Source organism: Thalassotalea ponticola (assembly GCF_041379045.1).
Taxonomy (GTDB): Bacteria; Pseudomonadota; Gammaproteobacteria; order Enterobacterales; family Alteromonadaceae; genus Thalassotalea_A; species Thalassotalea_A ponticola.
This window is the reverse complement of the sequence record NZ_CP166871.1, coordinates 1,050,926-1,076,945: the sequence shown is the minus strand read 5'-3', so window position 1 is coordinate 1,076,945 and position 26,020 is coordinate 1,050,926. Positions and strand designations below refer to the sequence as shown.

The 26,020-nt window shown below is 44.4% G+C and carries 19 protein-coding genes; 4 read left to right on the top strand and 15 right to left on the bottom strand.

Annotated features, from left to right (window positions below; all coding sequences use genetic code 11):
• Positions 1 to 3: 3 nt before the first annotated feature.
• From ACAY30_RS04630 to ACAY30_RS04610, 5 genes are all read right to left on the bottom strand, one after another.
• Positions 4 to 681: a TIGR00153 family protein gene (locus ACAY30_RS04630; protein WP_290250609.1), complete on the bottom strand. Its 678-nt coding sequence runs from the start codon at positions 679 to 681 to the stop codon at positions 4 to 6.
• A 201-nt stretch (positions 682 to 882) separates the two neighbouring features.
• Positions 883 to 1,593: a phosphate signaling complex protein PhoU gene (gene phoU, locus ACAY30_RS04625; RefSeq protein WP_290250610.1), complete on the bottom strand. Its 711-nt coding sequence runs from the start codon at positions 1,591 to 1,593 to the stop codon at positions 883 to 885.
• Positions 1,594 to 1,608: 15 nt separating this feature from the next.
• Positions 1,609 to 2,433 (bottom strand): phosphate ABC transporter ATP-binding protein PstB, encoded by an 825-nt coding sequence (pstB, locus tag ACAY30_RS04620; protein WP_290250611.1) that lies wholly within the window; start codon positions 2,431 to 2,433, stop codon positions 1,609 to 1,611.
• A gap of 53 nt (positions 2,434 to 2,486) precedes the next feature.
• Positions 2,487 to 4,121 (bottom strand): phosphate ABC transporter permease PstA, encoded by a 1,635-nt coding sequence (gene pstA / locus ACAY30_RS04615; protein ID WP_290250612.1) that lies wholly within the window; start codon positions 4,119 to 4,121, stop codon positions 2,487 to 2,489.
• Between the two features lie 13 nt (positions 4,122 to 4,134).
• Positions 4,135 to 6,342 carry an ABC transporter permease subunit gene (locus ACAY30_RS04610; protein ID WP_290250613.1) on the bottom strand — a complete coding sequence of 736 codons (2,208 nt, stop codon included), beginning with the start codon at positions 6,340 to 6,342 and terminating at the stop codon, positions 4,135 to 4,137.
• 456 nt (positions 6,343 to 6,798) lie between these two features.
• Between ACAY30_RS04610 and ACAY30_RS04605 the strand changes: the two genes are divergently transcribed.
• Entirely contained in the window at positions 6,799 to 7,086 is a 288-nt protein-coding gene (locus ACAY30_RS04605) for a hypothetical protein (protein ID WP_290250614.1), read from the top strand.
• A gap of 81 nt (positions 7,087 to 7,167) precedes the next feature.
• On the opposite strand, the gene ACAY30_RS04600 is transcribed toward ACAY30_RS04605, so the two are convergent.
• Complete coding sequence (locus ACAY30_RS04600) at positions 7,168 to 7,821, bottom strand: cupin domain-containing protein (protein ID WP_290250615.1); 654 nt, start codon at positions 7,819 to 7,821, stop codon at positions 7,168 to 7,170.
• A gap of 374 nt (positions 7,822 to 8,195) precedes the next feature.
• On the opposite strand from ACAY30_RS04600, the gene ACAY30_RS04595 reads away from it, so the two are divergent.
• The gene (locus ACAY30_RS04595; RefSeq protein ID WP_290250616.1) at positions 8,196 to 10,355 is read left to right on the top strand and encodes a M3 family metallopeptidase; all 2,160 of its coding nucleotides are present in this window, start codon (positions 8,196 to 8,198) and stop codon (positions 10,353 to 10,355) included.
• Between the two features lie 101 nt (positions 10,356 to 10,456).
• Here ACAY30_RS04595 and ACAY30_RS04590 read toward each other — a convergent pair whose 3' ends face one another.
• Complete coding sequence (locus tag ACAY30_RS04590) at positions 10,457 to 13,624, bottom strand: MFS transporter (RefSeq protein ID WP_290250617.1); 3,168 nt, start codon at positions 13,622 to 13,624, stop codon at positions 10,457 to 10,459.
• A gap of 144 nt (positions 13,625 to 13,768) precedes the next feature.
• Here ACAY30_RS04590 and ACAY30_RS04585 point away from each other — a divergent pair, with 144 nt between their 5' ends.
• Positions 13,769 to 14,551, top strand: coding sequence for a helix-turn-helix transcriptional regulator (locus ACAY30_RS04585; protein ID WP_290250618.1), 783 nt, complete (start codon positions 13,769 to 13,771; stop codon positions 14,549 to 14,551).
• 10 nt (positions 14,552 to 14,561) lie between these two features.
• Here the strand turns inward: ACAY30_RS04585 and ACAY30_RS04580 are convergent, their stop codons facing one another.
• A complete protein-coding gene (locus tag ACAY30_RS04580) occupies positions 14,562 to 17,573 on the bottom strand; it encodes an ATP-binding protein (RefSeq protein ID WP_290250619.1) in 3,012 nt (1,003 codons plus the stop codon).
• Positions 17,574 to 17,855: 282 nt separating this feature from the next.
• Between ACAY30_RS04580 and ettA the strand changes: the two genes are divergently transcribed.
• The gene (gene ettA / locus ACAY30_RS04575) at positions 17,856 to 19,532 is read left to right on the top strand and encodes an energy-dependent translational throttle protein EttA (RefSeq protein ID WP_290250620.1); all 1,677 of its coding nucleotides are present in this window, start codon (positions 17,856 to 17,858) and stop codon (positions 19,530 to 19,532) included.
• A 111-nt stretch (positions 19,533 to 19,643) separates the two neighbouring features.
• On the opposite strand, the gene ACAY30_RS04570 is transcribed toward ettA, so the two are convergent.
• From ACAY30_RS04570 to phoB, 7 genes are all read right to left on the bottom strand, one after another.
• Positions 19,644 to 19,964, bottom strand: a complete 321-nt coding sequence (locus ACAY30_RS04570; protein ID WP_371190129.1) for a ribosome recycling factor family protein — start codon at positions 19,962 to 19,964, stop codon at positions 19,644 to 19,646.
• A 163-nt stretch (positions 19,965 to 20,127) separates the two neighbouring features.
• The gene (locus ACAY30_RS04565; RefSeq protein ID WP_290250621.1) at positions 20,128 to 20,715 is read right to left on the bottom strand and encodes a TMEM165/GDT1 family protein; all 588 of its coding nucleotides are present in this window, start codon (positions 20,713 to 20,715) and stop codon (positions 20,128 to 20,130) included.
• Between the two features lie 103 nt (positions 20,716 to 20,818).
• On the bottom strand, positions 20,819 to 21,073 hold the full coding sequence (locus ACAY30_RS04560; RefSeq protein ID WP_290250622.1) for a YfhL family 4Fe-4S dicluster ferredoxin: 255 nt from the start codon (positions 21,071 to 21,073) through the stop codon (positions 20,819 to 20,821).
• A 100-nt stretch (positions 21,074 to 21,173) separates the two neighbouring features.
• Positions 21,174 to 22,595, bottom strand: a complete 1,422-nt coding sequence (gene yegQ / locus ACAY30_RS04555) for a tRNA 5-hydroxyuridine modification protein YegQ (protein ID WP_290250623.1) — start codon at positions 22,593 to 22,595, stop codon at positions 21,174 to 21,176.
• A 141-nt stretch (positions 22,596 to 22,736) separates the two neighbouring features.
• The gene (rdgC, locus tag ACAY30_RS04550; protein ID WP_290250624.1) at positions 22,737 to 23,657 is read right to left on the bottom strand and encodes a recombination-associated protein RdgC; all 921 of its coding nucleotides are present in this window, start codon (positions 23,655 to 23,657) and stop codon (positions 22,737 to 22,739) included.
• 198 nt (positions 23,658 to 23,855) lie between these two features.
• Entirely contained in the window at positions 23,856 to 25,154 is a 1,299-nt protein-coding gene (gene phoR, locus ACAY30_RS04545) for a phosphate regulon sensor histidine kinase PhoR (protein WP_290250625.1), read from the bottom strand.
• Between the two features lie 19 nt (positions 25,155 to 25,173).
• Entirely contained in the window at positions 25,174 to 25,872 is a 699-nt protein-coding gene (gene phoB, locus ACAY30_RS04540; protein ID WP_290250626.1) for a phosphate regulon transcriptional regulator PhoB, read from the bottom strand.
• Between the last annotated feature and the right edge of the window lie 148 nt (positions 25,873 to 26,020).

Below are 26,020 nucleotides of genomic sequence, written 5' to 3'. Positions count from 1 at the left end.
CCCTTAGCGTGCGAGCATAATTTCTAAACGCGCACCAACACGCTCGGCAAGATCGGCCAAATCGCCAACCCACTCAATAATTTGATATAAAAAGATCACATCAACTGGGTTGAGTTGATCTTCAATCGCCAATAAGTTGCGACGCAACTCAACCTGCATGCGGTCGGTATCATCTTCGATTTTGGCCAGTTTTTCGATCATATTTTCAACCAAATCAACCTCTCGGCCACGAAAACCTGCTTCAAGTAGATCATCAAGTTCATTAATCGCTTTTGCCGCTTGTTTTACTGCGTCTAAACAGCGGCTTACATAGGCGTCAAAGTCGGCTAACAGAGACGCTGGCGCTTCCATTTTTCGACCTAAAAAGCGACCCGCTATGTCTTTGGCTTTGTTGGCAATTTTGTCTTGTTGACTAACCAACTCAAGTACATCGGTACGTTGCACTGGCATAAAAATGCCACTGGGTAATTCGTTGCGAATTTCACGTTTCAACTTATCAGCTTCTTTTTCAAGTGATGAAATCGTTTTGCGAATATCCTCGGCTTTTTCCCAATTTTCTTCAGCACAAGCTTTAAAAAAGTCAGGTAAATGCGACGTACACTCATGTACTTTACGAATGTGTTTTTCCAAAGGTTTGATGGGTGACTTTGCAAACACACCCAGTATATTATTTCCACTCATATTTATTATCCTGCAGGCTTAACTGCGTGATTAAAAATCGCTGCCAATATACACTATTTCGCTACAAATTAAAAAAAATAGCGTATAAATATCAACCATTTTCACACAAAAAAGTTAAATTTTTACCTATTAAAATTAAAAGCTAGGCTTGCTGTAGCAATTCTAGCTTATTTCTCAAAATTTGTTGTCAAAAGACGAATTTCACTGCTCTAATAATTGATGCGCCGCATCGGCCGAAATATGGCGAATCACCTTGCCTTTAACAAAGTAAATCACGTATTCACAGATATTTTGACATCGGTCACCAATGCGCTCTAGTGCACGAGCCGACCAAATCACCGACATAATCGACGGTATTGAACGAGGGTCTTGCATCATGTAGGTCATTAACTGACGCATTAATGCTTCGTATTCGCGATCAATTCGCTCATCGCTTTGATGTACTTTTAACGCAGCATCAAAATCCATACGAGTAAACGCATCAAGCGATGCATTTAATGTTTTCAAGGTTAATTGTCCTAAGTTTTCTAAACTTAGGACCAACTCTTTTTGCTTCGCACTGAAATCTTCTAATGTAACCTTGGCGATTTTTTCCGCTTCATCGGCAATGCGCTCTAAGTCTGCGATTGTTTTGATGATAGCCATAATCAAGCGCAAATCACTGGCAGCTGGTTGACGCTTTGCAATGATACGCGTACATACCTCGTCAATTGACACTTCCATGCGATTAATTTTGTAATCACTTGATAGTACTTTTTGTGCGAGTTCTTCATTGTCTTCATGTACTGAACGCAACGCGTCTTTGAGCTGTTGTTCAACCAAGCCACCCATGATCATCACGTCATTTCGAACAGCATCGAGCTCTTGGTTAAATTGGCCTGATATGTGTCGGCCAGTATCTAATGTATCCATAATACGACTCCTTGATTAACCGTAACGACCGGTAATGTAATCTTCTGTTTTTTGTTTACTTGGTGTAGTGAACAAGGTGTTGGTGTCTGCGTATTCAATTAAATCGCCCATGTACATAAAGGCGGTTTGATCGGATACACGAGCCGCTTGTTGCATGTTATGAGTTACTATAACCACCGTGTATTTTTGTTTTAGATCATTGATTAGTTCTTCAATGGTCAGTGTTGAAATGGGATCCAGTGCCGATGTAGGTTCATCTAATAGTAGCACTTCAGGTTCAATGGCTATCGCGCGCGCAATAACCAAACGTTGTTGTTGTCCACCTGATAAGCCCAAGGCACTGTCGTGCAGTCGGTCTTTAACCTCATTCCACAGTGCGGCGGCTCGCAATGAGCGCTCACATACTTCATCTAACACGCGTCGATTGTTCTCGCCAACCAAACGCAACCCGTATACGACGTTTTCGTAAATGGTTTTCGGAAATGGGTTCGGACGTTGAAATACCATACCGACTTTGCGACGCAGCTGAGCAACATCAACGTGCTTGCCATAAATGTTTTCGCCGTGAAGCTCTATCTGACCTTCAATACGGCAACTGTCGACTAAGTCATTCATGCGGTTAATACAGCGCAGTAAAGTTGATTTACCGCAACCACTTGGTCCAATAAACGCGGTTACTTGGCCCTTGGGTATCTTCATCGAAATGTCATTTAACGCTTGCTTGTCACCGTAGTATAAATTTAATCCCTTTATTTCCAGTGCTACTTGCTCTGGTGATAAGTTATTAATATCGATGATCTCACTGCTTGGCATTGCAATTTCAGGTTTCACATTAATCATGGTTATACATACTCTGTTTTAAATCTTTAATGGGTGGTTAGAGCACAATCTCGTTAGTGCTCTAACGCCTTATACTTTTCACGTAAACGGTTACGAATGCTGACTGCAGTCATATTTAGGGTAACAATGATGGTTACCAGCAACAGTGCCGTGGCGTAAACCAATGGGCGCGCAGCTTCAACATTGGGGCTTTGAAAACCGACATCGTATATGTGAAAGCCTAAGTGCATAAACTTGCGTTCTAGATGTAAAAACGGGAAGTTACCGTCAAGTGGCAAGGTCGGTGCCATTTTCACCACACCAACTAACATCAATGGCGCGACTTCTCCAGCTGCTCGGGCAATTGCCAAAATGATACCGGTCATGATTGCAGGGCTGGCAATCGGAATAATAATACGCCAAAGAGTTTCCGCTTTCGTCGCCCCCAATGCCAATGAGCCATGACGCATATTCGCGGGAATGCGCGACAAGCCCTCTTCGGTTGAAACGATAACCACCGGTAATGTTAATATCGCCAGTGTTAACGCTGACCAAAGTACGCCAGGCGAGCCAAATGTTGGGCTTGGTAAAGACTCAGGATAAAAGAGTTGGTCAAGCGAGCCACCGACCATATACACGAAGAAGCCTAAACCAAACACACCATACACAATTGATGGGACACCCGCCAAGTTAATAACGGCAATGCGCAGTAACTTGGTAAACGCGTTGTTACCAGCGTATTCGTGTAGATAAATTGCCGCAACCACACCGAGAGGGGCAACAATCACGGTCATCAACAACACCATTAACACGGTACCAAAGATAGCAGGAAAAACGCCGCCTTCGGTGTTTGCTTCGCGCGGGTCATCACCAATAAATGCACCAATTTGCGCAAAGAACATACCTAACTTAGCAAAAAAGCCCATGTCATTGTTAAAGTTAATTTGAATGACCATGTCTAACGGGATGTCGACCGATGTACCGTCCATTGCGCGAACGACGATTTTATCGCGCTGCACCTCCTCTCTGAGGGTGGCTAAACGACTCTCCAGTTGCAAATATTCAGCATTAAGAGCTTGTCTGCGACTGTCAAACTCAGCTTGCAGATTATCATCAAGCTCGCCATCAAGTTGCGCTTTTCGCTCTTGTAAGCGAATTCGTTCTAGCTCGTAGTTAATGGCGCCGATATCAACTTTTTGCAACTCGTTAATATCGTCCTGCAAGTCATTAACGCGCTCAATAAACGAGTCGAGTTGCGCCGCCTCGACAGGCTTGCCATCCATGTATACCTGTTCGATAAAACCGTAAAAGTTACCATTGGTGCGACGTTCTATCACCGCAACGTTTTGCGGCAGTGAACGCTCGACGATCATCGGCCCCAACACCCAACGAAAATCTAGCGGTACCAACTCTCGGTTACCGGTTTTAACTAAGTAACGAGTGACATACTCAGCGTCGCCTAGGTCGAGTTCGATATGCTCTAGCTGCGAGGCAGGGACTTGTTCAGTGTCATAAATTTCACCAATAACCGTTGAGCGTACGCCACTTGGATCTTGTAATTGAAACTGATGGATATCTGATGGCCAAAAGTACGACAACCCTCGAGAGGCAATCAAAAACAATAAGCCAACAACAGAAATCAAGCTAATAGTCACACCGGCGGCGCTTAGCCACACCCAAGGAGAACCTGATTTAAACCAATTATTCATTGTTCATTAACCCCTAAAGAGAACTGTATTTTTCACGTAGGCGCTGGCGCACAAACTCAGCTAACGTGTTAAAGAAAAATGTAAATACGAACAGTACGAACGCGGCTAAGAACAAGATGCGATAATGCGAACTACCAACTTCTGATTCAGGCATTTCCACCGCGATATTGGCTGATAAGGTGCGCATACCTTGGAAGATTGACCAATCGATTACCGGCGTATTACCCGTTGCCATCAGTACGATCATGGTTTCACCAACAGCGCGACCTAAGCCCATCATAACGGCAGAGAAAATACCGGGACTTGCGGTTAATAGCACGACTTTAACTAAGGTTTGCCATTGTGTAGCCCCTAACGCAAGGGAGCCGGAAGTGAGGTGTTTTGGCACAGAAAATATCGCATCTTCGGCCATTGAGAAGATGGTTGGAATAACCGCAAAGCCCATGGCGATACCAACAACTAACGAGTTGCGCTGATCAAAGTCAATACCTAAGTCATTGGTTAAATATTGACGCATATTACCGGCAAACAAAGCGTCTTCAACCGTACCTGACAAAGCAAATGCCAACCATGACGCCAACACTAAAAACGGCAACAATATCAATGGCGAGTACGCTTCTGGTAATAACACTTTGTATTGTTTCGGTAAGTTATACCAAACAAATGCCACGAGAACCGTTGTCAATGGTAAAACGATTAACAGCATAAATACCGCAGGCAAATTCTTTTCTATTAACGGCGCCAACCACAAGCCAGCCAAAAATCCGAGAATAACCGTCGGCAACGCTTCCATTAACTCGATGGTAGGCTTAACGCTACGACGCATAACTGGTGGCATAAAGTAGGCCGTATAAATGGCTGCAGAAATAGCAATCGGTACAGCAAACAACATTGCATACATCGCCGCTTTCATCGTACCAAACGAGATTGGCATCAACGAGAACTTGGCCTCAAAGTCATCCGAACCCGAGGTTGATTGCCAAATGTAATCTGGCTCTGGATAACCTTCGTACCAGACTTCTTGCCATAACGCAGACCAAGTCACCTCTGGGTGCTCGTTATCAACCTTCAGTAGCTCTATACCGCTATCCACAGCGATAACCAGGCCATTCGCTCGAGGCGTAATAGCCATAACTTGTTGGCCGCGATTTAATAGTTTCCCTTTCCACAACTCGGATTCTGAGGTGGTGTAGTAAATACCAACCAGACCTGACTCGGTAACAGCATAAAAGCTTTTGCGATACCGCTCAGGATAAAGTTCAACAACCGCTTCACTATCGCTTACCGCAAACGAGCGAATGCGTTTGAAGTGTCGACCATCTTCCGCCGCCACTTCAAAGTATTGATGAACTTGGCCGTCGCTTGTGCCCAACAAAACCGAACTCGAGCCGGATAACAAAGCCATTGAGGTTATGTGTTGATTAGGCTCGGTGACCGGAATAAATTCGGCGCGTTTAGGAACGTCCCACTCATCGGCAAAGTCATAGACATCAACGCGATCTCCGACGGCAACAAACGCAGTGCTCATATCTGGCGTAATGCCTACAAAATTAATGACATCAACATTTTCTTTCACCACCTGATACTCAGCAGAGTACTCAGGGTCATAATCGAAGTCGTCTTCGGCAACTAAGGATGTTTTAATTAAACGTTGATCTGCGGTGACCGCGATAAAAGTAGCGCGCTCTGTGCTCATCGCAAACGACAGACGACGAATGGCCTGTTGCTGTTCATCCACCAAAATCGCCTCTTCACCAAGCGGAAAATCAAGGCCTGGATGAATAATACGCGTGTCGCCAATAAATTCCGCCTTAAAGGTCGGTCGTACAATTCGCACCAAACCGCCGTCGAGCAACAAAATATACTGACCGTCATTTGAGCTGTATACCGAGACTAATTGCTCATCGTTGCGAACTAAGTCACGCTCGAGTAACAACTGACTCTTTTGGCGGTTGTTATCGGCCTGGATTTGATAAAAACGAATAATACCTTGATTATCGATATCAAAGGCAATTTCCTTTAATTCATCGACGCCCGTTGCCAAAGTAGTTTTAGCTAGCGATTGTATTTGCTGCGAAGGTTCAACCGTTGCTGATTCAAATACTGGCTTTATCACGTAAACAAGATATAAGAAGATCAGAACGAGGGTGAACAGGACACTGACCCCTCCTGCGGAAATCATCCATCGGGCAAGATTATTTTTAACTTGCCTAGACTTCATTGTTTTTGCTGTTATCGACACAGAACAACCTTTTAATGCTGAGTAAAATTATTAGCTGTGGCGATTATAAGTAAGAAATATGACAGTTTTGTTACACATCCGAAATATTCGAAAAAAAAAGCGCGTCAGACCCTACCCATTAGAGTATTTACTTTTACAAAAACAGCTTATAAACAATGCCTTAAACTTATTTCAGCGAGCATATGGATTCACGGAACGAACTTGCACTGCAATGCTGTAGATAGCATGGTTACACTGACTGTGCATGACCTAACCCAACAAAAAACTGCTTGCGCTCAATTTACAAGCCATTAACACACAAAGATAACGTGGTTATATGACAGTTTATTGACACTTTTATGAATTTTACAGGGCTCTGATGTTATGTGCTGAAAAAGTCACGCCAGGAAACACCTGATTGAAATCTACCATGACTAGATTTCATCGCAGTCTGTAATGCGTTATGATAACGGTGTTATGGATGAGAAAACGCAAATTCGATATTTGAAAATTAGCATTGTCATTGGCTTACTATTGCTACTCGTCGGTCACTATATATTGAGCTATAGTGACTTGCCGACGCGCTTGGGCATTAACGGTCTGATTCTAGGCGGTGCTTGCATGGCAGCAGGACTTATCTTTTCCCTGCCAACAAAGATGTATTTAACGTTTTTATTAGTCACCAAAGAGAACAGGTCTAACGCCGCGCAGAGCGAGGCCAAGCAGAGCAATGTCAATAAATAGTGCTTTGCCGGCTATTGCTAGGGCTCAGCCCTACCCTTTGGCTTGGCCGATGTCAATTCGCCGCTTCACCTCGCTGAGTGATTAGCGCATATAGCCGGTTTTAACAAACAAAGTACAACCTTGCTCACTGAACGGCGTGTGCTTTGAAAAATGAGGTGAGCGTATCCAAGTGCCCTTGGGATATTGACCGTATTCATCCTCAAACACGCCATCTAACACCAAGATTTCTTCCCCACCAGGGTGCACGTGTTCAAGGAAATAGGTTCCGGGTTGCCAGCGTACCAATGCGGTGTGCTCGGTTGCAAATGAATGCAAAAGCATAACCGTTAGGCCTGGTACGCGTCCCGGTAACCAGGGCTGTGTTCTTGTATTGATATTGACCGGTATATCATCGCCCGATTGAAACTGATTTAATTTAACAAATAGCTGACAGCCTTGCTGGCTCGCAGGGCTGTGCTTAGTACCTGGCGGGTTGCGAAAGTAACTTCCCGCGGGATACTGGCCGTGCTCGTCTTCAAACACACCGTCGAGTACTAAAATCTCTTCACCACCAGGGTGATGATGTTGACTAAAACTAGCATGTGCATCGTAGCGAACAATACTGGTGGTCAAACCCGATTCTTGCTCTTCTCGCTCTAATTTTTTGCGCCACACCCCAGGGCTGGGTGAGTGTTGCCAATCCATGTGCTCGGTGTTAATCACCAAGCGTTGTGTTCTATCTAAGTTAAGCGACATACATAAGCCTCTGTGGATACCATTTTGAATTAGGCGCTGACGCCAACAGGCGTGTACCTAATTATCTGTTACCACGATCACTAGGGCAAGCTCGAGTTTGAGCTAAAGTTTACCTGAACAATAAGCAACACATCTGCTTCGGGTCTGTTAGTTGTGTCGCATTTGCTAACAATTTAGCTTAGCTAATTCAACGAAAATCATTTACTTATCGCCTACTTTGTTATAAAACGAGTGCGCTTAAAATTATTTATCCGCGTATAAATGGGGTGACCAACGCTTATAAAGTGGCAAACCTTTACGATAACCATATAATAAATAAGACGTTTATCATAAATTTATTGCGCTGAAATCAAAAACCTAATAGGGGAGTTTAAATGAAAGCACGTATCTTGACGCCTATCGCTCTGGCTGTTGCTTTAGCAGGCTGTAATGCCAATAACAACGACGTAAATTCAAATCAAGTCGCCACAGTAGTAAGCGACGCCGACGCTACCATGCAAAATCCATTTTTTAGCGACTACACAACTCCATACAAAGTTCCACCGTTCGAAAAAATCAAAATCGCTCACTATCGTCCAGCATTTGACCGCGCGATGGAAGAGCAAATTGCGGCCATTGAAGCGATTGCTAACAACAAGGCGAAGCCAACGTTTGAGAACACCATTGAAGCAATGGAAATGTCAGGCGACTTACTAACCAAGGTAACTAATACCTTTTACGGTTTGATCGGCTCTATGTCTACGCCTGAAATGCAAGCCATTTCGAAAGAGTATTCGCCAAAATTATCGGCGATGGCTGACGATGTTTACTTAAATGAAAAACTGTTCAAGCGCGTAAAAGCGGTATATGAGCAAAAAGACGCGTTAAACTTGAATACCGAACAAAACACACTACTTGAAAACGCATACAAGGGGTTTGTTCGCGCCGGTGCCAACTTAAATGAACAAGACAAAACTAAGCTTCGTGAATTGAATAAGAAAATTTCCAAGCTGTCTATTGAGTTTGGCGAAAACTTATTAGCGGAAACCAATGCGTTTGAATTGGTTATTGATGACAAAAACGATCTAGATGGTTTACCAGAGTCAATCATTGCGGCGGCAGCGGCTACGGCTAAAGAGCGCGGCCATGACGGCAAGTGGGTATTTACCACTCATCGCCCGAGCTTTTACCCGTTTTTAACCTACTCAACCAACCGCGAATTGCGCAAGCAGATGTTTCACGCCTACACACACCGCGGTGATAATGACAACGCCAATGACAACAAAGCTATCGCCTCTGAAATGGCCTCGCTTCGCTACCAACGTGCACAATTGCTAGGGTACAAAACCCACGCCCATTACGTGTTAGAAAACAACATGGCAAAAACGCCGGAAAACGCATACCAGTTATTAAACCGCGTTTGGGGTCCGTCGTTAGAACGCGCCAAACAAGAAGTTGCCGATATGCAAGCCTACGCTGAAAGCGAAGGGTTTAAAGGCGAAATTAAAGCGTGGGATTGGTGGTACTACTCAGAGAAAGTACGCAAAGCAAAATACGACCTTGATGAGTCAATCACTAAGCCGTATTTTGAACTAAATAACACCATGCAGGGCGTGTTCTACACCGCAGAGCAACTTTGGGGCGTTACCTTCAAACAACGCGATGACTTACCAAAATATCACCCAGATGTGACCACCTATGAAGTGTTCGACAAAGACGGTTCAAGCATTGGTGTTTACATGACTGACTTTTACGTGCGTCCGTCAAAACGCGGCGGTGCGTGGATGAGCTCATTCCAAAAGCAATACAAAATGTACGGCGAGAATGAAAAGCCGGTGATCTACAACGTATTAAACTACCCTGCTCCAGTTGGTGATGAGCCAGTACTGCTTACCTTCGACCAAGCATCAACCTTGTTCCACGAATTTGGTCACGCTATTCAAGGCTTGCTATCTGACGGTTACTACCGCTCATTAACCGGTACTTCACTACCTCGCGACTACGTAGAGTACCCGTCGCAAGTTATGGAAAACTGGATGACCGAGCCACAAGTGTTGAAACAATTTGCTAAACACTACAAAACCGGTGAAGTGATCCCAGCAGAACTTGTTAAAAAGATCCAAGACTCCGGTAAGTTTAATCAAGGTTTTGCGACCACGGAATACATGGCAGCAGCACTTCTCGATCTTAAGTGGCACACTCTTGAAACGGCTGAGTTACAAGATGCGGACGCGTTTGAACAAGCAGCGATGGAAGAAATTGGCTTAATTGAGCAAATTGCACCGCGCTACCGCTCAACCTATTTTGCCCATATTTTCTCAGGCGGTTATTCGTCGGGTTACTACGGCTACATTTGGTCAAATATCTTTGATGCCGATACATGGGAAGTATTTAAAGACAAAGGTATCTTTAACCAAGACGTGGCGACAAGTTACCGAGAAAACGTACTAGAAAGTGGCGGAACCGAAGATCCGATGGAAATGTATAAACGCTTCCGCGGTCAAGAACCAAATCCGGATCACTTACTCGAGCGTCGCGGTTTATTAGCTAAATAACAACGCGTACTATCGATGAACAAAAACGCCTGCTTTTGCAGGCGTTTTTTTGTGTCCACATCAGACATTCGCTCTCGCAGCGCAACACCAGAAGCTCTGGCTTACTCACTCAGTGTTAAAAAGCCATCCGCATCAAGTGAACCCGTATCACCCGTTTTAAACCAGCGACGCCCGTCAAGTTCAACAAAGGCATCAGCAGTTTGTTGCGGTGCATTGACATAGCCTAGCATCATTTTACCCGATGCCAGTAACACTCGACCGATATCACCCGTTGCTAATGGCGCCATCGTCTGAGGATCGACAATGCGAAAAGCACAACCAGGTAATGGCATACCAACACTGCCTGGTTTACTGCCTACTTGTACTTGCATGTCGGATAAATCAATTTTATCGGCAATGTTTAAACTGGCTACCGGCGTCACTTCACTAACCCCGTAGCCTTGATAAATATCGAGTTTAAACTTATCGCTAAACTGCTGGCGCAACTGTTGCCATTGTGCTTGTGTCAAGCCTGCACTACCCGTTGCAATGAACCTCAATGACTGTAACATCAACGGCTTTACTTCTTCGTTGGTGGTTAACGCGCGAAGCTGCTCTAAATTGCAATACAACATAGTCACTCGATTACGAGCAATCGCGTTTGCTAAGCTCAACACATCATCACCATCTGGAGTAAACACCAAAGGGATGCCTTCAATTAGTGCTAACATATTGGTAGCGATGAATCCCAGCGCTTGCGACATCGGCACTGATGCCATCATCGCATCGCCATCGCGAACGCATACAACATCACTGATTTGACGGATATTGCGGCCAATATTGCGATGACTGAGCACTACCCCAGTTAAGTTGCTGTTCGCAACGCCCTGTTGGCTGTTAGCGGTAGATGAGGGGAACACTATGCACGCGGCGCTGTCGATACTCACCTGATGAGTCAGAAGTCTATTACACAAACTTGAAGGCAAAACGCGCAAAGCCATTGTCGACAGCCAAACGCGCCAGGCAGAGACACCAGAGTGTAACTGTTCGATGTATAACACCCTAATATCATTGTCGCTACGTATTGGCTGGGTCTCGCTAACTAGCTTGTGGGCAAGCGCTTTACTGGTGATCACCGTATCAACACTCGCCGCCTTACACTGCGCCAAAAGTGTTTCACTACTCTGATGCTGATCTAAGTTAACCACCGCTTGTCCGTTGGCTAAGACCGCGAGATTAGCCAATATGCTATCGGCGTTTAACTCCAACAGGATGGCGATGTGCTGCTCCGTTTTTGGCTCAGGCAGTTGCCTTGCCAACACACAAGCTGAGCTGATCATTTGACTGTAGCTTATCGTCGTTTGCTGATCTATCATCGCCGCTGATGTCAACCGGCGTTTGGCATTATTAATCAGACTGGAGATCAACGGTTCGCTAGTCTGGCTTTGGTGATCAATGGCATCATCGGCCAAGGCAAAGATATATTGCTTAAGTTGTTGGGCATCAGTCTCCATTGGCAATGGTTTGCCAAAGGCAATGACCACCTCTCGTCGCCAACTTGATGCCGTGTTTTCACGCAATCTTTCGCTGTATGAACGCGATAAACGAGAGCCCCAAAGGCCGTGTAAATAAAATGGCACAATACAGCCTTCAACACCATCAACAACGCGTTCAAAGCCGGTGCGAAACACACCTAGATGCCCCGTGCGCGAAATAGCCCCTTCGGGAAATAAACACACGACATGTCCCGCTTTAAGGGCTTTGTTAACGGCGGCAAGCGAGTCCTTTGAGTTGCCACGACTGATCGGGATCACGCCAAACAAATCCATTAACGGGCGCAAATACCAGCGTTGATAAATACTGCGCAACATCACAAAGCGCACTTTGCGCGGACAGGCCATTTGTACCAATAGGCCATCGATCCAGCTGATATGATTGCCCAACAACAGTACACCGCCTTGCGTCGGTAGATGGTCAAAACCAACCACGTCAAGCTTATATCGGCGGCGCATAATAAAGCTGGCGATAATCCGTACCAACGAATGAGGAAGTTGCCAAATAGTGTATAGACTGCCAATCAGAGCAATAACAAACAGCGCTTTAAATACACCAACGGCTTGAATCCCCCAATTAACTAATAAAATGGTAATGATAAGCGCCGTTAACATGCACACATTCTGGATCCAGTTATTGCCTGCCAGTACGGTAGACAATTGATCGTCTTTGGCGTGATATTGAATCAGCGAGTTTAACGGGACGATGAACACCCCTCCGCTAATACCGGCAATTAAGAATAACACAGCCATGGCGTACGCCGAGTCCAATTGAGCGATGGTAATTAAACAGCCACTAAAGGTTATCGCAGATAGAGGTATTAAGCCTAATTCAATGTGGTGTTCTGACGCTTTAGCAGCAATGATTGAGCCAATAATAATACCAATACCCGTACATGCCATAATGCCTTGTACTATCAGCGCATTGTCCGAAGCGAGTACCTCTTTTGCAAACGAGGGGAATGTAGCCAACATCACTTGCGACACCGACCAAAACATGGATAAACCAACAATGGCTAACCAAATAACCCGATTGGACCAAATACTTTTAAGGTTTTGTTTTAAATAGCTGGCACGGATATAGCGGGAAAAGACCAACTGTTTGGACGGATCTTTGTCTTTGGTATGGGGTAATTTACTAGCGTAATACCACTCAATCAATGACAACGCGACAAACACCCAACCGATAACAACCATTGATGGCAAGATTGTCTGTGGCGTTAACGGGCGTATTTCTGGTACCAGCATTTCAAAAAATGCAGAAAAGACAAATGTCCCGCCAAGGATGGCAACAATGGTTACAGCTTGAACGCTGGCGTTGCCTTTGGCTAAGTTTTCAATGCCGATGAGCTCTTTTAAATAGCCGTATTTTGCCGGCGAATAAATTGCCGATTGAATTCCCATGGCTAAGGTCATAACAAACGCAGCCTCGAACCAACCTTGATAGTAACACAGGGTGATAACACTAGTTGCAACAACTGCAACGATGGCACTAATACGCATAATGTGTGGTTTAGGATACTTATCGCCCAAATGTCCTGAGACGGTAAATAACAAGATAAATGGCAGCAGTATCAATGCATTCAATATAGCTGTAAGCACGATTTGCGTATTGCCATCATACAGCTTGAACACACTGTTTTGGACCACTATTTTGTGGCCAAGATCAACAAATGCGTTAATAAAAACCATTACCATGTACGGCAAATAACCTGTTATGCGCAGTAATTGTTTCATCTAGTCGAAATCCTATCGAGATTAGTCATGGGCTTAGCCTGCGGCAACACCACAAAAAATGCTACTAAAATTATTTTTGTTGCAATATTCACTACCAAAGGTATTAATATACAATACCTTTTTAGATATTACTCACCTTACCGTATGTCACAAACTTCAGTACTACTCGATGGCGTCAAAAAATTACTAAAGAGTCACGGATTAACTTATGCTCATGTTGCCAAGCAACTAGGCCTTTCTCAGGCTAGCATTAAACGTTTGTTTTCAGAAGGTAATTTTTCATTACACCGGCTTGAGATGGTGGCGTTGATGATGGATATGTCGTTAACTGACTTACTCAAACAGATTGAACGCCAACGCACCACACTCACCGAACTAAGCGTGCAACAAGAACAAGACATTGTCGCTGATATAACACTATTGCTGGTCACCCTATGTGTTATCAATAAGTGGACGATGCAAGAGATTGTTGATTACTATGAGCTCTCTGAAACCGAATGCTTGCAAAAATTAATCGCCCTCGACAAACTTAAAATCATCGAATTACAACCGAACAATCGCATAAAGTTGCTCGTTGATAGTCATTTCCACTGGCGAAAAAACGGACCTATTCAACAGTTTTTTCAGCGTACTGTTGCACAAGCCTTTCTCGATAGTAGCTTTTCACGCGACGATGAGTGTTTGATCGTCTTAAACGGCATGCTCAGTCAACACAGCAATCATCATTTTCAACAAAAATTGCAGCGTTTGGTGGCAGAGTTTAATCAGTTAAATGACGAAGATAGCCGATTACCCCTGCCTAAGCGTCACGGTACAACGGCGGTACTTGCGTTGCGCAATTGGCGAACTGGATTATCTCAACAATTGGTAAACTGTGGCGCACCGGCGATTTCCCCATCAAAGCCGACCCCAAATGAGTATGACTAAGCGCCGCGGATTACGATGCCATATTGCGGGTCTTGAGCTGTACACGCAGTTGCTTTGTGAGTCCGCTTATCTCGTCTAAAACACAGCGTTGTGCAATATTGAGTGTCGTTGACGCATTGTTGTGATTTACAAGGCCAACATCATCAGGCGTCGTTAAGATAGCATCGTCAGAGGCGAGGTATTGGCGCAGTTTTTCATCTAAACGGATGGCAAGTTCTGATAGTGTTGAATAACCAAACAGCGATGCCGAGCCCGCAATTTGATGCACTACCGCTTGCAATTTTGACCAGTTTTGACGTTGATGAAAGTCGATAACTTGCTGTTCTACATGTGGTAGGCTTTGCTCGAATTGCTCAATCAAATCGGTCATATCCGCGGCGATACACCTGTTGGCTGAGCTCTCTTGTTTATTTGACTTTGTTTGTGAATCGGAGCGCTCAGACAAATAGCGCGCCAATGTCGCGACGAAGTGCTCTCGCTCAATCGGCTTTTGAATATGGGCGTTAAAACCAAGCTCGAGATAACCCTGTACCTCATGGGTCATCGCGTTAGCAGTAACCGCAATTATCGGCTTCTTATACCCTGCCGCCCTTAACTGCTTAAAGGTCTCAATGCCATCCAAGCGGGGCATTTGAATATCGAGCAGGATCATATCAATGGCGCTGTGATCTTCAGTGTGATCGCTCGTAGCTCGATGACTGCCTATTACCGTATCTAACACCTCTAAGCCGTCACTGGCGAGTAAGACCTCGATACCTAACCCCGTTAACAATTGAGCGATATAACGTCGATTCGTTGTATTGTCATCGGCGAGTAACACCCGACCGGTTAATTTAGTCGATGAAAGTGCATTAGCTGGTAGCTGTTTAACCGATAATTGGTCATTAAAAATTCGCTGCACGGGCATCGAAAAACTAAAACAACTACCTTTGTTTAAGGTACTGGTTACCGATATTTTTGCCGACATCAGTTTGGCCAACTGGCTTGACAAATGTAAGCCAAGCCCTGAACCACCAAAGCGTTGGTGAATACTCGCGTCAGCTTGAGCAAAACTGTCAAAAATTGAGGACAATTGACTTTCATCCATGCCGATGCCAGTGTCTTTTACAGTTACCACAAGCTGCTCGTGCTCTACCCCTAGCGTTACCAAGACCGAGCCTTGCTCGGTAAACTTTATCGCATTGGCACACAAATTGATGATAATTTGTCTGATGCGCAAATGATCAACATAAACCGAGCATGGCTGAGGAAGCTGATTGTCAATGACAAAGTCGACCCCCTTTTGTTTGGCCTGCTCGCCAAATAAATTGGCTAAGTCGTTACTGAGCAATGATATGTCGTTTAGTGATGGAGACAAGCTCAGCTTGTTCTCCTCCATTTTACTGAGATCCAAAATATCGTTAACCAGCAATAATAGATGTTTGCTATTGGCGTGAATAACGTCGACTTCTTTGGCAACGTCTTGCGCTTTAAACTCACCGTGAACAATGGCCTCAGACAAGCCAATTATGGCGGTAAGAGGCGTGCGAATTTCATGACTCATATTAGCCAGAAATTGACTTTTAATGCGGTTTGCCTTCGCCAACTTGGCGCTGGCAAGTTCAAATTGTTGGGTGCGTTGGTGCACTTGCTTTGCCAAATTTTGATTGTATCTTTGGTCCTTGTATTTGCGATAGATAAGAAACACCAATAAGGCCAACATGATCGTAATAACAAAGACAAAATCGCTCATCTGTTGTTTCTTTTGGTGGGTTTCACTGTCTAATTGACGCTGCTTTTGAGTCAATTTTAACTGCTGTGCTAGTTGTTCTGATTCAAACTGATCGAGTTGCTGAGAAAGTTGACGGTTACTTAGCTCGGTGTAGTCTGCATCGCTTTGACGATACCAGGCCATAGCCTGCTTAAACTCACCTTTGGCGGCCAGAATAAGTGACAGTAGCCGCTGATTATCAAGCACAAGCATCTGATCTTCGCGCTGCTGGCTTAATTCGAGTGAGTCATTGACATGCTTGAGTGCCATGTCAATATTACCCCGTTGGTACTGTATCTGAGCATTGATGTATGAACAGTTTGAATACATCTTAGAATAATTGTTCTTTTCGGCGTTAACTAAGCACTTGTGTGCGTAATCGGCTGCTTTTTCATAGGCTCCCATCACCGAATACAACTCAGCTAAGTTATTGTACTGACCAATGACGTCGTACTCTTTATTGTTATCTTGATAATATCTCAACGCCTTGTACGAATACTGCTCGGCCTGTTGGTAATTACCCGCTTGCTTGTGCGCAAGGGAAATATAAACATAGGCTTGCGCCGCATCGTACAGATTGCCTCGTTGTTCTCTGGTATTGATAATGGACGGTAAAATTTGCAGCGCTTTATCGTAGCGATTCAAGCTAAGATACAAGCCTGAGATATTAAAGTTGATATCCAACTGATCGTCTTCAGTGCCTACTTGATCATAAAGCACCTTGGCTTTTTTAAATATTGAGAGCGCTAGGGTCGGCTCCCCTTTCGCATCGAGTACCAGGCCCATATTATTGTATAAATGCGCTAACTCTATTGGTTTGTCGGCCTCGATATAGTAATCAATAGCCGCCTGATACTGGCTCAGTGCTTGAGAATAATTGCCTTGATAGTAATAAATCACCCCGGTCAATTTATGAAATTTAGCCACCGTTTCCAAGGTTTGTTTGCGCTCACCATACTGACGGCCAAGAATAGCGGTTTGGGCAGCCTTTTCTAACTCACCACGCTGAAACAAGGTCATTACCCAAGCTCGATATATTTGTTCGACTGCGTTACTGTCTTGCTCAAATAAAGCGATAAGCTCAAGCATCTGCTGCTCAACCACCGCGATATCCGCCATGGCACTGACCTGCTCTAACTTGGATTGCAGTTCGCTCGAAGGCACGAACTCATTGGCGTTTACGCGATGCGATTTAAGCGTGATTGAGCTCGTAAAAAGGATCAACCAAGCCAACATAACAGTGGATAACACTGGAGAAATTAACGCTTTCAAATCGATTACTTAGGTTAGTTAATGCTCAACGTTGAGCGATTGAAATGGATACTTTAGGTTATATCACATTCGGCTCGATATTGAACCCCGTAGAATGGTGATAATGGTAAATGGCTCACTATCTAACTCTGTACAGTTAATACGCTAACGCTATTAGCTAGCAGATTGACAGCCTTGACTGTTGGCGCTTTTATTGCGGTAAATTAGTTGTCACAGGCGACGGCTATAAACTAAAATAACGCCCATAATTATTTACATTTCAACTTTGATTAAGGTTAACTCATGGCTCTGCCTGACAAGTTTATTTACTCAATGCACCGCGTTTCTAAAGTGGTGCCTCCAAAGAAAACCATTTTAAAAGATATTTCTATTTCGTTTTTCCCTGGCGCCAAAATTGGTGTGCTCGGTCTTAACGGTGCCGGTAAGTCAACCCTACTGCGTATTATGGCGGGTGTGGACAAAGACTTTGACGGTGAAGCAAAGTTATTGTCGGGTACTAAAGTGGGTTACCTTCCACAAGAGCCGGAGCTCGATGAAAATGCGACCGTACGCGAAATCGTCGAGCAAGCAGTGTCTGAAGTTAAAGACGCACTAGCAAGGTTAGATCAAGTGTATATGGAATACGCCGAAGAAGGCGCTGATTTTGATGCCCTTGCCAAAGAACAAGGCGAACTAGAGGCGATCATTGCCGCTCACGACGGACACAATATTGACAACGCCCTTGAGCGCGCAGCCGATGCGCTTCGCTTACCAGAGTGGGAGCAAAAAATTGGCGTGTTATCCGGTGGTGAACGCCGTCGTGTGGCCTTGTGTCGTTTGTTACTTGAAAAACCCGACATGTTGTTACTGGACGAGCCAACCAACCACTTGGATGCCGAATCTGTTGCTTGGTTAGAGCGCTTCTTACACGACTATTCAGGCACTGTGGTGGCGATTACCCATGACCGTTACTTCTTAGATAACGTTGCCGGTTGGATCTTAGAGCTTGACCGCGGTGAAGGCATTCCATGGGAAGGTAACTACTCGTCATGGCTAGAGCAAAAAGACGCCCGTCTAGAAATGGAAAAACGCCAAGAAAACGCCATGGCCAAGACCATCAAACAAGAGCTTGAATGGGTTCGTCAAAACCCCAAAGGTCGCCAAGCGAAATCAAAAGCGCGTATGGCCCGTTTTGAAGAGCTACAAAGCCAAGAAAATCAAAAGCGCAATGAAACTAACGAGTTATACATTCCACCTGGGCCTCGTCTTGGTGACAAAGTATTAGACGTTGAGCACGTGACCAAATCATACGGTGATCGCGTACTGATTGACGATTTGAGCTTCTCAATTCCCAAAGGCGCAATCGTCGGCATTATCGGTCCTAACGGTGCCGGTAAGTCAACCTTATTTAAAATGCTATCGGGTGTTGAACACCCCGACTCGGGCAGTGTGAGCCTAGGTGAGACCGTACAGTTGGCATCTGTTGATCAGTTTCGTGATGACATGGTTGATACTAACACCGTATACCAAGAAATTTCAGAAGGTGCCGATATCATTCGCATCGGCAATTACGAAATCCCAGCACGTGCCTACGTATCGCGCTTTAACTTTAAAGGTAACGATCAACAAAAGTTCATCGGCGATCTATCAGGTGGTGAGCGCAATCGTGTCCACTTAGCGAAATTGGTAAAAACCGGTGGTAACTTATTGCTGTTGGATGAGCCAACCAACGACCTAGACGTAGAGACTTTGCGTGCACTGGAAGAAGCGTTACTGGAGTTCCCAGGCTGTGCCATGGTTATCTCCCATGACCGTTGGTTCTTAGACCGCATTGCCACTCATATCATCGATTATCGCGATGAAGGACAAGTGAACTTCTTCGAAGGTAACTACACCGAATACGATGCGTGGTTGAAGAAAACTCTTGGTCCACAAGCCAACGAGCCACACCGTATTAAGTACAAGCGTATTAGCAAGTAATCGTTTATAGCCAACAGCAACAATATGCGATAAATACAAAAACGCCTGCGCTATCTTACTTACAAAGCGCAGGCGTTTTTTACCTCTATCTAGCTATTATTACTACAATAACTATTCTAAAAACTCATAAGAATCCAATGCTTGACGTGCTTGGGCTACCGTGCAGTTAGCTAACGTCACCAATTCATTAACACTGATATTTGGGTTGCGCTTTACAAATTCCAGAATATCGGCCTCTGTGTAGGTCCCTATTTTACTTTCAAGTAATGCCAGCACCCATTGCCAGCTAGGTTCTTCATGCTGGCGCAACGACTCACTTATCTGCAATAACTGCTCACGGCTAGCACTCAAACGCCAATTCCGAGAGCGACCAATACGCGTTAGCTCACATCCTGATTGACGGATAATCGCCTTTAATTCGAATGCTCGCATTGCTCTTCGCAAAAATGACGGCAGCATAATATGCCGTACTTTGGCTGTATTTCGGCTCGACTTTTGACCACTCATAAGTTTTTGTAAAGCTAACGACAAGACTGCCCAGTATACCAATACTGATTATTTTGACAATTCTCCAATCGCCAATGGTAATAAGGTACTAAAACACTAACGATGATAAAATCATCAACGAAAAGGCGATAAACAGTAATGTTGTTACGCGTTTTAATTTGTCTTCATCAAGACGAGATAGCCAGCGTTTACCGGCATAGACGCCAAGCACACAACTAACGGTTAATGCTAAGGTGGCACTTAGCCATACCAAAACAGGTGTTTGCGTCATGCTAATCGTCGCCACAGCCAGTTGAGTTTTATCGCCCATTTCAGCAACGATAATCAATAAAAATGTCGAAAGAGCCACCCCTTTAGTTAGTTTACTGGGCGAATCATCTTGATCTTGCTCATCACCTTGCCACGTTTTCCAAGCGAACAACAACAATAAACCAGCGGCGCATAACTTTAATGCTACCTCAGGTATGAACTGACTGAAGCTCATACCGACCACCACCGCCAATGCATTGAGTAACATAAACGCACTAATTGCCCCAAGTAGAACAGACCGTGCGCGATATTGCGCCGCTAATGCCATACAGACCAGTTGCGACTTATCGCCGAGTTCAGCGATAAAAATTAAAGCGAAGGTGCTAAGACCGTTAATAAGTGGGCTAACCGTAGTTGCGAAATCCATAACTTAGAATCTTATTTAAACGTTGGCGACTTTAAATTTTTCTGTCAAAACAAAATTGATGAAAACAAAACACCTCGCATAAAGCGAGGTGTTGCATTGATGATTAGTTGTCGATACCGTGTAATTCAAAGCATTTAACTAAAAGCTCTTGTTCACTTTCTTTGTGCTCTGGATCTGGCTTTATACAATCGATTGGGCAAGCGGCAACACACTGCGGCGTGTCATAGTGACCGACGCACTCAGTGCATCGGTTAGGGTCGATCTCATAGATCTCCTCCCCCATGTATATCGCTGTATTTGGACACTCAGGATCGCACATATCACAGTTGATACAGCTATCAAGAATCTTTAAAGCCATTATTGGTACCTAAATTACTGACATTATTAGCTAGCACATTAGGGCAGTAATTTACCGCCCTATTCGCTTACGACGTAAAGCGTAACAAACTCTTTTGTTACTAGACTTTTGCCGCTTTGGCGCCGTCTTGGTTTTGTGCAAATGGGTGGCGCGTGTTTTCACCGTCATTTAAGTAGCGCATGATAATACCATATTCGATATCAAGGTCGGTATCGCACTTAATTTGTACAATGTAACCCGAGCCTTTGGCATCGTGAATTTCTTCGCCTTTACGGGTTTGCATATACTCTAGTACAAAGCTCTTATTGCCTTTTGGCGTCATCAGTTCGATTTCATCACCCGTTAAGAACTTATTCTTCACCTCGATTTCCAGCAAACCATCGTCAGTGCGTCCCAACACTTCACCAACAAATTGTTGTGAGTCGGATTTTGAGTAACCGTATTCAAAGTTTTGCAAGCCATCGTGGCGGTGACGCGATAAGAACCCTTCGGTATAACCGCGACTTGCCAAGTGCTCTAAGTCTAACTTTAAGCGCTCGTTGAAGCTGCGACCTTCAACCGCATCCACAATCGCTTGCTTGTAAATTTGCGCTGTACGAGCACAGTAGTAGAACGACTTAGTGCGACCTTCAATTTTTAACGAGTGTACGCCCATTTTCACCAAACGCTCAACGTGCTCAATCGCGCGTAAGTCTTTTGAGTTCATAATGTAGGTACCGTGCTCGTCTTCAAACGCCGGCATGTATTCACCAGGACGCCCCTGCTCTTGTAACAAGAACACTTCATCGGTTGGCTTAAACTCTGGATCTGCATTGCCATTTGGCGTCCAAATTTCAGGCTGTTCGCTACCAATGATAGGTTGCTGTGGTTCTATTGCAATAATATCACCGTGCTCATTTTCCTTGGCATCGTGAGCGTTGTACGACCAACGGCAGGCGTTGGTACAGGTCCCTTGGTTCGGATCTCGCTTGTTGATATATCCAGATAACAAACAACGACCTGAATAGGCCATACACAGCGCACCGTGGACGAAAACCTCGATTTCCATTTCCGGTACTTGCATACGGATTTCTTCGATTTCATCTAGGCTTAATTCGCGCGATAAAATAACGCGCTCCACACCTTGTTGATACCAAAACTTCACCGTTGCCCAGTTAACCGCATTGGCTTGAACCGACAAGTGAATTGGCATATCTGGATACGCTTCGCGCACCATCATAATAAGACCAGGATCGCTCATAATCAGCGCGTCTGGCTTCATCGCCACAACCGGTTCGATATCGCGTAAATAGGTTTTTAATTTGGCGTTATGCGGTGAAATATTACTAACCACATACAGCTTTTTACCTAAGCTGTGCGCCTCATCGATACCGATTTTAAGGTTTTCAAGGTTAAATTCGTTATTGCGCACTCGCAACGAGTAACGCGGCTGGCCGGCATATACCGCATCGGCGCCATAGGCAAATGCATAACGCATATTTTTTAAGCTACCGGCTGGAGATAACAACTCTGGAACAAACATAATCTAAAAACCCTAAACATTGTCTGGATATATAAAAGGGCGCTATTTTAATGCCGATAACAAAAAGGCGCAATACACATTGAGTTAACAGCTGTAACTAAGTGTAATTGCGCCCGATAAAATACCGCTGTGCAGCGGTTTTTACGATTCTATATAAGCATCGGTTGTAAGCTCAAATTGGGCTAACATATCTTCGATAAACTTGTTTAGTTCGCCTGTCATCAAGGTAAAGTCGGCATCGATTTTAACCAAGATGTCGTCATTGTTTATATCATCGTTTTGTTCAAATACGCTGTCGTGAAACTTAACCCGTTTAACCGATAGATCATCGCATAAAATACAGCTCAACACTTGTTCATAATCAAACGCAATTTTAACCACTTGTTTGTCGGTATTTAAATGAGCGATGATTTCATCTGATAATAAGTCTTGGTTTTTACACTTAATAACCGCGGCATCTTCGCCCATCGCCTTTAATTCACCTTCAAAGCCAATAACAAAACGCTCGGGTAAGCTCTGCTCTAATAGCCAGTTGGTCATGATCGTTTCAGCGCCAGCCTCAGCGGCAAAACTCGTTACCGGTAATGAGCCTAAACACTTGCGTAGTAAAGCTAAAAAGTCTTCGGCTTTACCGCGCGAGCTGGTATTGACCACGATAATATTCTTTTCAGCACAAATATACCCCTGAGTGTCGGAGATACGCGAGAAAGCGCGCGGCAATAATTCAAAGGTAATGTCTTCTTTGAATTGCTCTTTTTCTTTTTTAGTGGCCTTGCGGCTATGCTCGTGCTCAAGTTGCTCTATTTTTGCTTCAAGTTGCTCTTTAACCACAGATGCGGGCAATATTTTTTCTTCTTTGCGGGCGTTCAATAAAATACAACCATTTGCTTGGTGCAACAAACGATCTCCGTGTTTGCCTAGCGCGCTACTCCAACCAAAGCGTGACATTTCTGTTTTACCACAGGGTGCAAATACGTGCTCTTGCAAGGCACTTTCAAGTTCTTCTTCGGTGATGGTAAACGGGCGCGTAAACGCAAAAATAAATAAATTTTTAAACCACATGATGAAATTCCTAGACCAACCTATATTTCAAGGTAAGGGTGATTATCGAATGAAAAGATAAGAGGGAAAATAATAACCAAAATGGACGCAACAATATATCTATTTTTTTAAGGCATCCGTGACCTACGCCCTGATCGGGCAGCAACTTAGCTCAACAGTACTTTTTAGTCGCTATTTTGATTGATGCCCAGCTAAGTTTTAACCGACGATACTTTGTGAGCTTGGAAACACAATGACAAAGGTGCTACCTTGGCCAAGTTCAGAGTCAATAATAAGCTCTCCGTTATGGTTATTAGCGACGTGTTTTACAATCGCTAACCCCAACCCCGTGCCACCAGTGTCACGCGAACGAGATTTATCGACTCGATAAAAGCGTTCCGTTAATCTTGAAATATCACTTGGTGCGATACCACAGCCATTATCGGTAACGCTAAACCTGCACTCATCGCCCTTCCTGTTCCAGCGGATTTCTATGACACCGTTATCATCGGTGTAATTAATGGCATTGATTATCAAATTAGAGAACGCGCTTTTAATTTCAGACTCTACCCCCAAAAGATCTAACGTCGAATCGATATTTAATCGAATATCGTGAGCCTTTTGGTGGTTAAGCCACTGTACCTCGGTGATAATATTATCAATCATCGTGGCAATGTTGATGCGTTGTTCCATATCGTCGGGGTTATTTAGCTCAACTTTAGACAGTACTAATAACTGTTGTACAAGGCGATCCATGCGCGACACTTGCATCTCCATTGATTGCAAACTCTTTTGCCAATGGGGGCGCATAGTATCTTCGTCGAGCATCATTTCTACGTATCCACGCATAACCGTTAACGGCGTTTTTAACTCGTGAGAAACATTAGCAACAAAGTCGCGGCGCATCTTCTCAATTCGTTTGAGTTGGCTGACATCTCGAGCTAACAGTAAATACTGATATTGGCCATAAGGCATAAAACGCATTTCCAGTTGTTGCTCCGGCTTATCCGGAGAGACAAGCGAACACGGCTCATTAAATTCTCGTTTCTTTAAATAGCGCGTTAATTCTGGCGAGCGCACTAAGTTGGTGATGCGTTGAGCGGAGTCCTGAGGCCAGCGAATATTGAGCAAACGATTGGCTTTCTTGTTTGACCAGCGAATGTTAAAGTGCAGATCTAAAACAACGGCAGCATCTGGCAAAGCTTCGGCGCCATCGCGATATTGACGAATGGTTTTACTTAACGTTTTTTGTTTTTTGCGATAGCCCTTAATACGGCGATAAAACCCATCATATACGTGTCCCCATACTCCCTTAGATACCGGCGGGTAGAGTAAGTTTTTATGCCATAACCAATGTATCAAACCTATCAAAGCGCGATAATGTAGAATTAAGGTTACCGCCGCACACAGTAACAGTGCGGGCCACATATAGCCAAACAGATAACCTAGCCAACCACAGCAAGCAAAAATAACCAGCTGTTTCACTAAAAACTGTCGCGCCGAAAAGCGATATATCATAAGGCGTGTTAATCTCTGTCTATTGCGATGTAACTTTGGTAGAAAAGCGGTAACCTGCACCTCTTACCGTCTGCACAAATTCATCGTGACCACGACCCGCAATGGATTTTCGCAAACGACGAATATGTACATCAACAGTGCGGTCTTCAACATAAACATTGGTGCCCCAGACATTATCCAACAGTTGCTCTCGAGAGTAGACACGCTCTGGATGGGTCATAAAAAAGTGCAGCATCTTAAATTCTGTAGGTCCTAATTCTATCGGTATATCATCAATGGCGACACGATGTGAAACAGGGTCGAGCGTTAGTCCATGGCATTCGATGACTTCTTCTAGTGCTGTTGGTGCAACGCGACGTATTACTGCTTTAATGCGCGCAATAAGCTCTTTAGGCGAGAAAGGCTTGGTGACATAATCGTCAACGCCAACGTCAAACCCCTTTACTTTATCATCTTCATCCGACCGCGCAGTAAGCATAATAATCGGAATATGACGTGTGTAATCTTGCTGTTTTATTTCACGTGCAATTTTTAAACCGCTCCCCCCCGGTAACATCCAGTCAAGTAATACCAGATCCGGAAGCGGATCGGTTAATAAGGATTTCGCCTGCTCATAATCACTCGCTTCAACTGGATTAAAGCCATTTTGTTCGAGTACAAACGCGATCATTTCACGAATGGGTGTTTCATCTTCAACAACGAGAATACTTCGTTCCATAGCGGTTCCAACATAAAATAATGTCTAAAAGGTCGAGTAGGCATATTTTGCCAACCATATATGACACTTTTATGACAAGCACCATTAAATCATCACATTTTCGAATAACGCTTTTACACAGCTTATACCAGCTTCAGGCAAGCCGTCT

What these genes read in the sequence shown, in the direction of transcription:
- ACAY30_RS04630 (WP_290250609.1), bottom strand. Translation starts at nt 681, where the DNA reads ATGAGTGGAAATAATATACTGGGTGTGTTTGCAAAGTCACCCATCAAA.
- phoU (WP_290250610.1), bottom strand. Translation starts at nt 1,593, where the DNA reads ATGGATACATTAGATACTGGCCGACACATATCAGGCCAATTTAACCAA.
- pstB (WP_290250611.1), bottom strand. Translation starts at nt 2,433, where the DNA reads ATGATTAATGTGAAACCTGAAATTGCAATGCCAAGCAGTGAGATCATC.
- pstA (WP_290250612.1), bottom strand. Translation starts at nt 4,121, where the DNA reads ATGAATAATTGGTTTAAATCAGGTTCTCCTTGGGTGTGGCTAAGCGCC.
- ACAY30_RS04610 (WP_290250613.1), bottom strand. Translation starts at nt 6,342, where the DNA reads ATGAAGTCTAGGCAAGTTAAAAATAATCTTGCCCGATGGATGATTTCC.
- ACAY30_RS04605 (WP_290250614.1), top strand. Translation starts at nt 6,799, where the DNA reads ATGCGTTATGATAACGGTGTTATGGATGAGAAAACGCAAATTCGATAT.
- ACAY30_RS04600 (WP_290250615.1), bottom strand. Translation starts at nt 7,821, where the DNA reads ATGTCGCTTAACTTAGATAGAACACAACGCTTGGTGATTAACACCGAG.
- ACAY30_RS04595 (WP_290250616.1), top strand. Translation starts at nt 8,196, where the DNA reads ATGAAAGCACGTATCTTGACGCCTATCGCTCTGGCTGTTGCTTTAGCA.
- ACAY30_RS04590 (WP_290250617.1), bottom strand. Translation starts at nt 13,624, where the DNA reads ATGAAACAATTACTGCGCATAACAGGTTATTTGCCGTACATGGTAATG.
- ACAY30_RS04585 (WP_290250618.1), top strand. Translation starts at nt 13,769, where the DNA reads ATGTCACAAACTTCAGTACTACTCGATGGCGTCAAAAAATTACTAAAG.
- ettA (WP_290250620.1), top strand. Translation starts at nt 17,856, where the DNA reads ATGGCTCTGCCTGACAAGTTTATTTACTCAATGCACCGCGTTTCTAAA.
- ACAY30_RS04570 (WP_371190129.1), bottom strand. Translation starts at nt 19,964, where the DNA reads ATGCGAGCATTCGAATTAAAGGCGATTATCCGTCAATCAGGATGTGAG.
- ACAY30_RS04565 (WP_290250621.1), bottom strand. Translation starts at nt 20,715, where the DNA reads ATGGATTTCGCAACTACGGTTAGCCCACTTATTAACGGTCTTAGCACC.
- ACAY30_RS04560 (WP_290250622.1), bottom strand. Translation starts at nt 21,073, where the DNA reads ATGGCTTTAAAGATTCTTGATAGCTGTATCAACTGTGATATGTGCGAT.
- yegQ (WP_290250623.1), bottom strand. Translation starts at nt 22,595, where the DNA reads ATGTTTGTTCCAGAGTTGTTATCTCCAGCCGGTAGCTTAAAAAATATG.
- rdgC (WP_290250624.1), bottom strand. Translation starts at nt 23,657, where the DNA reads ATGTGGTTTAAAAATTTATTTATTTTTGCGTTTACGCGCCCGTTTACC.
- phoR (WP_290250625.1), bottom strand. Translation starts at nt 25,154, where the DNA reads ATGATATATCGCTTTTCGGCGCGACAGTTTTTAGTGAAACAGCTGGTT.
- phoB (WP_290250626.1), bottom strand. Translation starts at nt 25,872, where the DNA reads ATGGAACGAAGTATTCTCGTTGTTGAAGATGAAACACCCATTCGTGAA.